The 3,146-nt window shown below is 75.3% G+C and carries 2 protein-coding genes and 1 pseudogene; 1 reads left to right on the top strand and 2 read right to left on the bottom strand.

All coding sequences use genetic code 11. The features are described 5' to 3' along the window. Nucleotides 1-282: 282 nt before the first annotated feature. On the top strand, nucleotides 283-1,722 hold the full coding sequence (gene pdxR / locus AOK09_RS35730) for a MocR-like pyridoxine biosynthesis transcription factor PdxR (protein WP_055591341.1): 1,440 nt from the start codon (nucleotides 283-285) through the stop codon (nucleotides 1,720-1,722). 59 nt (nucleotides 1,723-1,781) lie between these two features. On the opposite strand, the gene AOK09_RS35725 is transcribed toward pdxR, so the two are convergent. Together AOK09_RS35725 and AOK09_RS41505 are read right to left on the bottom strand one after the other, a co-directional pair. Next, nucleotides 1,782-2,771: a malate dehydrogenase gene (locus AOK09_RS35725; RefSeq protein ID WP_055591340.1), complete on the bottom strand. Its 990-nt coding sequence runs from the start codon at nucleotides 2,769-2,771 to the stop codon at nucleotides 1,782-1,784. 96 nt (nucleotides 2,772-2,867) lie between these two features. Beyond that, nucleotides 2,868-3,146, bottom strand: a pseudogene (locus AOK09_RS41505) (hypothetical protein); the annotation flags it as partial.

Here is a 3,146-nt window from a genome sequence, read left to right as displayed (position 1 = left end):
CCCGAGCAGCGCCTCCAGCTCCCCAGCGCCCTCCCCGAGTGGTACCGCGCGATGATCGCGCGGTACCACTCGGGGAGGGCGCTGGGGAGCTGGAGGCGCTGCTCGGGGGCGGGGACGGGGGCGTCGTGGTGCTGCTCGGTCGTCGAGGTCATGCACCCACGCTAGACACCGGGCGGCCCGGACCACTGGTCCATTGCGGCCCCGGCGCCGTGGGCCACTCGCCCGTACGTCTCCGCCCGGGCCGGTTGGTTCGCGGGGCGGTGCCGGTGGTGGACTGGACCCATGGAGTCCTGGGCCGATGCGGGCAGTGATCTGTTTCTGGAGGTGACCCCGGGACCGGGGGTCCGGGCATCCCTGGAGAGGGCCCTGCGCGAGGCCGTACGGACCGGCCGGCTGGCCGCCGGCAGCCGGCTGCCCTCGTCCCGGGTGCTCGCCCGCGATCTGGGCCTGGCCCGGAACACGGTGGCCGACGCCTACGGACAGCTGGTCGCCGAGGGGTGGCTGACCGCCCGGCAGGGGTCCGGGACGCGGGTGGCCGACCAGGCCGAACCGGGACCGCCCCCGCCGCCGCGGCTGCTCCGGCGCCCCGACCCCGGCGACCCGTTCGAGCTGCCCGGCGGCCTCGCGCTCCCCTACAACCTGCGGCCCGGCAGCCCGGACCTGTCGCTCTTCCCCCGCGGCGCCTGGCTGGCCGCGGCCCGCCGGGCCCTGGAGTCGGCCCCGCACCAGGCGCTGGGCTACACCGATCCGCAGGGCACCCCCGAGCTGCGGCGGGCGCTGGCCGGCTCGCTGGCCAGGACCCGCGGGGTGCGGACCGACCCGGACCTGCTGGTGGTCTGCACCGGTTACACCCAGGCGGTGGGCCTCCTGGGACGGGCACTCGCCGCCCTGGGCGGACGGCGGATCGCGGTGGAGGCGCTCGGCTTCCCCGACACCCGCACCGGACTGCGCGCAACCGGGCTGGCCGTGGAACGGCTGCCGCTGGACGGCCACGGCGCCCGCACCGACCTGCTGGGACGGGGGACGGACGCGGTGCTGCTGACCCCGGCCCACCAGTTCCCCGCCGGCGTCCCCCTGCATCCCGACCGCCGCACCGCCGCCGTCGCCTGGGCCCGGTCCACCGGCGGGGTGGTGGTGGAGGACGACTACGACGGCGAGTTCCGCTACGACCGGCAGCCGGTCGGTGCCCTGCAGGGACTGGCCCCCGACCATGTGGTGTACGCGGGCACCGCGAGCAAGAGCCTGGTCCCGGGGCTGCGCCTGGCCTGGCTGGCGGTGCCGCCGCCGCTGCTGGAGGCGGTGGTGGCGGAGAAGCGGCTGGCCGACCACCACTCCCCTGTGCTGGACCAGCTCACCCTGGCCGAGCTGATCGGCTCCGGCGGGTACGACCGCCAGGTGCGGCGGGCCCGGCTGCACTACCGGCGCCGCCGTGACCGGCTGGCCGCGGAGCTGGCCCGGCATGCCCCGGACGTGGCCGTCACCGGGATCGCCGCGGGGCTGCACGCGGTACTGGAGCTGCCGCCCCGGCTGGCCGACGAGGAGGAGCTGACCGCCCGGGCGGCCGAGGCCGGGGTGGCGCTGACGGGGCTGGACCGGTTCCGGGAGGCGGACGACCCGGACCGCGGCCGGCCGGCGCTGGTGGTGGGCTACGGCACCCCTCCGGACCACGCCTTCCCCGGCGCCCTGGAGCGGCTCTGCGCGCTGCTGGCGCCGCCCCGCTGACCCCGGACCCAACAGTGCCCCCCGGCGGACCGCCGGGGGGCACTGCCGGTGCGGGCTGCTCAGATGAGGCCGAGCGAGCGGACCGCGTCGCGCTCGTCGATGAGCTCCTGTACCGAGGCGTCGATCCGGGCGCGGGAGAAGTCGTTGATCTCCAGGCCCTGGACGATCTCGAAGCGGCCGTCCCGGGTGGTGACCGGGAAGGACGAGATGATGCCCTCGGGCACACCGTAGGAGCCGTCGGAGACGATGCCCATGGAGGTCCAGTCGCCCTCGGCGGTGCCGTTGACCCAGGTGTGCACGTGGTCGATGGCCGCGTTGGCGGCTGAGGCGGCCGAGGAGGCGCCGCGGGCCTCGATGATGGCCGCGCCGCGCTTGGCGACGGTGGGGATGAAGTCCTCGGCGAGCCACTTCTCGTCGTTGACGGCCTCGGCGGCGTTCTTGCCGGCGACCTCGGCGTGGAAGATGTCGGGGTACTGGGTGGCCGAGTGGTTGCCCCAGATGGTGAGCTTCCTGACGTCCTCGACGGTGACGCCGAGCTTCTTGGCGAGCTGGGCGACGGCCCGGTTGTGGTCCAGGCGGGTCATCGCGGTGAAGCGGTCGGCCGGGACGTCGGGGGCGTGCTGCTGGGCGATCAGGGCGTTGGTGTTGGCCGGGTTGCCGACCACCAGGACCTTGATGTCGTCCGCGGCGTTGTCGTTGATGGCCTTGCCCTGAGGGCCGAAGATGCCACCGTTGGCGGAGAGCAGGTCACCGCGCTCCATACCGGCGGTGCGCGGACGGGCACCGACCAGCAGGGCGACGTTGGCGCCGTCGAAGGCCTTGTCGGCGCTGTCGGTGATCTCGATGCCGCGCAGCAGCGGGAACGCGCAGTCGTCGAGCTCCATGGCGGTGCCCTCGGCGGCCTTGAGACCCTGCGGGATCTCCAGGAGGTTCAGCTTCACCGGGGTGTCGGCACCGAGCAGCTGCCCGGACGCGATACGGAACAGCAGTGCGTAGCCGATCTGGCCGGCCGCACCGGTGACGGTGACGGTGACGGGAGTGCGGGTCATGGTGTGCCTTCTCCAGCTGCCTGAGGGGGTCGATTGCGCCGGCAGCAGGCGCGCCCGCCGTGCCGGACCCTGATCGATCTCTCGACTTCGAGAGACCTACGGCCAGGCTATCCCAGGACGGATGGGGACGGAGTGCCGCCCCGGAGGTTGCCCGGCGGGCGCGTCGCGCAGCGAGCGGTGCGACGGCGGCGGCGACCCGGGGTCCGGCGGACCGCCGGCGCACACCCGGAAGGCCCTGCCCGCGGAACAGGCCCACAGCTGCGGGGGCGAGCCGACGGCGGGCACGGGGCCCTGGCGGCGCACCGCCGGCACGCCCGGGGGCACACCGTCGCGGCTCTGCACGGCGATGACGGCCCGGGGGTGCGGCGGCGGTCC

It is taken from the genome of Peterkaempfera griseoplana, from assembly GCF_001418575.1.
GTDB lineage: Bacteria > Actinomycetota > Actinomycetes > Streptomycetales > Streptomycetaceae > Peterkaempfera > Peterkaempfera griseoplana.
The sequence above is the reverse complement of the archived record's forward strand: the minus strand, read 5'-3'. Positions and strand labels throughout refer to the sequence as shown.

Bases quoted from the DNA above. Each gene is read 5' to 3' on its own strand.
- pdxR (WP_055591341.1), top strand. From the start codon at position 283: ATGGAGTCCTGGGCCGATGCGGGCAGTGATCTGTTTCTGGAGGTGACC.
- AOK09_RS35725 (WP_055591340.1), bottom strand. From the start codon at position 2,771: ATGACCCGCACTCCCGTCACCGTCACCGTCACCGGTGCGGCCGGCCAG.